At 69.9% G+C, this 302-nt stretch carries 1 protein-coding gene; it reads right to left on the bottom strand.

Annotated elements, in window-relative coordinates; genetic code table 11:
• Positions 1-302: phage protein Gp36 family protein (locus tag V5F77_RS29290; protein WP_429008540.1), on the bottom strand; the 302-nt coding region annotated here is incomplete at both ends.

Below are 302 nucleotides of genomic sequence, written 5' to 3'. Positions count from 1 at the left end.
CTCGCGATCGCGCGTGCGGGCGCCGCCGGCGGCCGAGATCGGCACGACGCCTTCCAGGGATGCGTCGCCGGTGCCGAGCTGGTCGAGCCAGGTGAGTTGCTCCTTACGTGCAAGGCGCATCTGCTCGGAGGGCTCGCGATCGCCGCCGCAAGCGAGGTCAAACCGCGCCAGCACACAGGCGCAGCGCACCAGCTCGGCCGGCGGCGGAATGAGCGGCAGGGCATAACGCCGCCGCAAAAAGGAATCGATGGTCCTGCCGGAATCGGAAATCGCCTGCTCGATCCGGCCGGTGGGCATGGGCT

The sequence above is a fragment of the Roseixanthobacter psychrophilus genome, from assembly GCF_043195195.1.
GTDB lineage: Bacteria > Pseudomonadota > Alphaproteobacteria > Rhizobiales > Xanthobacteraceae > NCEH01.
The sequence above is the reverse complement of the archived record's forward strand: the minus strand, read 5'-3'. Positions and strand labels throughout refer to the sequence as shown.